The sequence below is a fragment of the Nostoc sp. genome, from assembly GCF_036919495.1.
GTDB lineage: Bacteria > Cyanobacteriota > Cyanobacteriia > Cyanobacteriales > Nostocaceae > Nostoc.
In genome coordinates this window covers 1-4,671 of record NZ_JBALBZ010000052.1, presented here as the reverse complement: position 1 = coordinate 4,671, position 4,671 = coordinate 1, and the positions used below count along the sequence as shown (strand labels likewise).

Genomic DNA, 4,671 nt, shown 5'->3' with positions numbered 1-4,671 from the left:
CCGTCCGCCACTGTGTCCGAAGACACCGTTCGACTTGCATGTGTTAAGCATACCGCCAGCGTTCATCCTGAGCCAGGATCAAACTCTCCGTTTTGTTGTGTTTCGAGTTTGTGGCTCCGAAAAAAAATATTTTCCGGAATCCTAGTTATTAATTTTGACTGTCCTTTTAGGATTTCCCAAAAGTCAAATCTTTTGACGAGGATTGGTTTTTTCTTAAGCTTTCAAAGTATTATGTTTTTCAGGTTCCGCGGTGGTTGGCGTCTTTCGCTTTTCCACTTAACTAGAGTAACTAGTCATCCCCTAGTTTGTCAAGGGGTAAATTTATTATTTTTCTAAAGGGGCAAATCGCTTGACTGGACTTGCTTTCAGATTAATAGATTAAGCAACAGAAGGAAGGCGAGAAGGAAGTGGCTAATATTCACACAGTCAGGTACTGTGTGAATAATGGATGTTGCTTGTCTCTAAATGGGATCTGATGCAGGTTGAGTGATTATAGAAAATGGCAGGGGGTAGTCTTGCTGGAGCGATTTGTCCTGAATCCAAATGCTCGAACTAAGCTCTTATATATAGTAAGAGCTTAGTTGTTGCAGAGCTTGCGGTTTAAGACTTCCATCCTATAGGTGACGTTTATTATATAGGCATTTACGCGATCGCTACCGTTACGTTCGCGGAGTGTTTGGAAGAGAAGATAGGCGTTACAGTGAGTCTAGCGCTGTAGAGGGACTTAAAAATTTATAATGAGTTTTTGAGAAAAAGCTAAAAACTAGACTAGGCAAGAAATACAGATGATCCGACCGCGTAAGGTCTTTGCTCAACATTGGCTCAAAAGTGAAAAGGCACTCGACGCAATTATTAAAGCAGCAGAGTGTACAGAAAGCGATCGCTCCGCCAAAGGCGATTGCATCTTGGAAATTGGCCCCGGAACCGGGATTCTGACTCGTCGTTTATTACCCTTAGTGGAATTTCTGGTTGCAGTTGAAATAGACCGCGACTTATGCCAACTGTTGTCAAAGCAGCTTAGTAAGACTAAAAATTTTTTACTGCTACAAGGTGATTTTCTCACTCTAGATTTACCATCTTATCTTGCAGCCTTTCCCAATTTTCAAAAGCCTAATAAGGTAGTAGCCAATATTCCCTACAACATTACAGGGCCAATCATTGAGAAACTACTGGGTACGATTGCTAACCCCAACCCTGAACCATTTGACTCTATAGTGTTGCTGGTACAAAAAGAGGTCGCAGAAAGGTTGTATGCTAAACCAGGATCAAAAACCTTTGGGGCGTTGAGCGTGCGGGTACAGTACTTGGCTGAGTGTGAGTTAATCTGCACAGTTCCAGCGGCCGCATTCCATCCACCGCCAAAAGTTGATTCGGCAGTGGTGCGATTGCGCCCCCGAAAAATAGAAATACCAGCGCTTAATCCTCGACAGTTAGAGAATTTCTTAAAGTTGGGGTTTGGTGCCAAGCGCAAAATGTTACGAAATAATTTGCAATCAGTTATAGAACGCGATCGCCTTAGCCACTTACTGGAACAATTAAAAATAAATCCCCAAGCTAGAGCCGAAGACCTCGGCGTTCAGCAATGGGTAATTCTAGCAAATGAACTGGGAGTGGGAAGTAGGGAGTAGAAAATAGATGACAAAGTAGATTTTTCCCATTCCCCATTCCCCATTCCCCATTCCTATTTCCCATTCCCCATTCCCAGAAAATGTATTCCTACAGCCTAATTGCCCCTGCTAAAATCAACTTGTATCTGGAAATCATTGGCGATGCCTCCGGCGGGCTACGCCAACGCCCTGATGGCTATCACGAGTTAGCCATGATACTCCAAAGTATTGGCCTTGCAGACCAAGTTGATGTCCGTTCCATTAGCACTGACAGCATCCGTATTCACTGCAACCACCCACAAGTACCAGCAGATAAAAGTAATCTGGCATACCGCGCAGCAGAATTAATGGTGAGGCAATTTCCTGAAGCCTTTGCTAAATATGGGGGCGTGGAGATTACCATTAATAAGCAGATTCCTGTAGCTGCTGGGTTAGCTGGGGGTTCGACAAATGCAGCAGCCGTCTTGATAGGAATAGATTTACTGTGGAAGTTGGGGCTAACTCAGTCAGAATTAGAGGAGTTGGGAGGTACACTTGGTTCAGATGTCCCGTTTTGTATAGCGGGTGGAACTGCGATCGCAACAGGTAGAGGTGAGCAACTTTCTCCTCTGCCAAGTTTGGATAATATTTATATAGTGTTGGCAAAATACCGGAGCTTGGAAGTTTCCACCGCTTGGGCATACAAAACCTATCGAGAGCAGTTTGGTCATTCTTATATTAGAGATAGCGACAACTTGGCAGTGCGTGCTAGTGCAGTTCATTCAGGAGCAATAGTAAAAGCTGTCGTAAATAAAGATGCGGCAGAAATTGCCCAAAAACTGCACAATGATTTAGAGCGTGTGGTATTGCCAGCCTATCCCCAAGTCTTGCAACTGCGAGAAGTGTTTGCAAATCAAGAAGGCGTTTTAGGAACAATGATGTCTGGCTCTGGGCCAACAGTATTTGCTCTTTTTGAGTCTCAACAGCAGGCAGAACTAGTTTTGCAGCAAGTGAGAGAATCAATTCTTGATGAGGAATTAGAATTGTTTGTAACTCGGACAATCACACATGGTATTAAAGTGGCATCATCTGTTTAAATAATTTTTTTCATTGATGAAGCTTAGGGATAGACAAGAATTATTCTTAATGGCCCAATCCAAAATCTAAAATACAAAATCGTATGAGTGACCAAAATTTAACGCCACAAACGGGTACTAAAATACAGGCGACAGCAAGTCCTTTACGCTGTTTAACTGGGGCGGTAATTTCTGGAGGAATGGGATATGCAATGTATTCGCTGATGATTGCGATCGCTACAAATTTTGCTACTAAACCTCTCCATTCAATTAATCCATTGGTAATTAGAATTTCTTCTGCTGTTAGGACTTTGGTTGTTGGTGTAGTTGCTTTGGGAAGCGGGATATTTGGTATAGTCGCAATTGGTTTATTGGCTTTGGGAGTGCAATTATTAGTGCAGGAATTGAGCAAGCAGAAAAGTAGTGAAAACTAGTAATTTCCTTTTAATCAACAACTTAAAAACACAAGTTTTTTTAACGAATCACGGTTTTTAAGCAATTGTACCTTCGTGCTTCTAGAAGGCTGAAGTCGAAAACAGCTTGTAGTTGGGGAACAGATGGAAAAATAGATTCAGAGTTAAACGATGAAGGTAGTGATTAAGCGGCTTGATGAGAGTTAGTAGCGTACCAGTACCTTAAGAAAACTTACTTTATCAGACAGCGATCGCTCTGAGCAAATCCTTTATAGTAAAGGGTTTAGCTAAGATAATCATCTGCTTAAACTTACAGCTATTTTTTGAGAAATAAACCACATTGATTTAACCAAGGATCAGTATATTTTTGTTTCCTGCACCTCTGCTTATTCTGGTTAAGCTTTTTAGAATTGGCGTAGACGCAAAGCAGCTTGTTGTCAGACATCACTTTTTGAATCGCAGATGTTGTGATTTGGGTTTACATATAACCCTCTACTTTAAGAGACTTCGGGTTGACACTTTATAAACTGGCTCAATATTCACTAATTATGTGGAATTGATACCAGCTACACTGAAGTTAATAGCAGCAACATCACTTATGAGGAAAATTATGAACACAAATAAGAGAGATTTTTTACCCCTTATTTTTGTGACAATTGTTGTCAGCCTCAGTAGTTGTAATTCTAACCCCACCGCTCGTAATATTGACAGTGGAACGCCATCCTCTACCACAACACCGACGAATAGCGCATCGTCTCAGACTCCCAGCCAGATTCCTAGCGTAGCTCAATTAAGAGAAAAATCTCCTAATCAAGAATTTCCTAAGGAAAATACGCCTTCCTCATCAACTCCTAAAGCTGTCACTAGCAGAACTACAAGCGTCACGATGTATACAAGTGATACCCAATGTCAAGAACTCATTCCAGAAAAGGTTTCAGTACCAGCTGAGAAACCAGTGATAAACGTAGTGAGTAAAATTTTAGAAAAACGAGATACAAGTGACTTGAGCTTGTCTGGGTATCGTGTCAACATCAAAGATGGCATTGCTACGGTTGATTTGCGAATATCCCCTGATTCAAAGCGACAAATAGCTTCTCTTTCTAGTTGTGAACAGTTTGCTCTATTTGGCAGTCTCCGCAAAACCTTAACAAGTAATGCTCAGTGGAATATTAAAGAGGTTCGCTTTACGGAGCGAGGTGAAAACATTGTTCTTTAGTTACAATATGGTATTTAGTGCCATCATCAGCTAAAAATATTTTCCAATTTGAACAGCCACAAAACTTATACATCAGCAGTTGCCAAAACAGTGGATATTCTAGTAAATTTGAAACAGCTGTAAATAGTGGTATTATTGATTGTAAGCGTAAGTTTATGGTAGCAATTCGCGGGTGTAATTCAGTGGTAGAATGTCACCTTCCCATGGTGAACGTCGTGGGTTCGAGTCCCATCGCCCGCTTTAAAATCATGTGCATTAACTAATTATTTGTCACTCTTAACAGATTACAGCACTTACGGCAGCTGTGCGATTCGTTGTTTGGTGAATCACGGTATCCAGCCCGTACATAACTAAACCAGCCAGACAGCAGATTACTGTCA

Annotated in this window: 4 protein-coding genes, 1 tRNA gene and 1 rRNA gene; 5 read left to right on the top strand and 1 reads right to left on the bottom strand. The window is 41.5% G+C overall.

The genetic code is table 11. The features are described 5' to 3' along the window. Nucleotides 1-94 (bottom strand): 16S ribosomal RNA (locus tag V7K25_RS07220); the annotation flags it as partial. Between the two features lie 691 nt (nt 95-785). On the opposite strand from V7K25_RS07220, the gene rsmA reads away from it, so the two are divergent. The 5 genes from rsmA (at nt 786) to V7K25_RS07195 (ending at nt 4,531) form a co-directional block, all read left to right on the top strand. Then, the gene (gene rsmA, locus V7K25_RS07215) at nt 786-1,628 is read left to right on the top strand and encodes a 16S rRNA (adenine(1518)-N(6)/adenine(1519)-N(6))-dimethyltransferase RsmA (protein ID WP_335156449.1); all 843 of its coding nucleotides are present in this window, start codon (nt 786-788) and stop codon (nt 1,626-1,628) included. Between the two features lie 80 nt (nt 1,629-1,708). Further along, nucleotides 1,709-2,683: a 4-(cytidine 5'-diphospho)-2-C-methyl-D-erythritol kinase gene (gene ispE / locus V7K25_RS07210; RefSeq protein WP_335156447.1), complete on the top strand. Its 975-nt coding sequence runs from the start codon at nt 1,709-1,711 to the stop codon at nt 2,681-2,683. Nucleotides 2,684-2,766: 83 nt separating this feature from the next. Continuing rightward, nucleotides 2,767-3,096 carry a DUF3082 domain-containing protein gene (locus tag V7K25_RS07205; RefSeq protein WP_335156445.1) on the top strand — a complete coding sequence of 110 codons (330 nt, stop codon included), beginning with the start codon at nt 2,767-2,769 and terminating at the stop codon, nt 3,094-3,096. A gap of 577 nt (nt 3,097-3,673) precedes the next feature. Beyond that, complete coding sequence (locus tag V7K25_RS07200; protein ID WP_335156443.1) at nt 3,674-4,291, top strand: sporulation/spore germination protein; 618 nt, start codon at nt 3,674-3,676, stop codon at nt 4,289-4,291. A 168-nt stretch (nt 4,292-4,459) separates the two neighbouring features. Further along, nucleotides 4,460-4,531, top strand: a tRNA-Gly gene (locus V7K25_RS07195). Nucleotides 4,532-4,671: the final 140 nt, after the last annotated feature.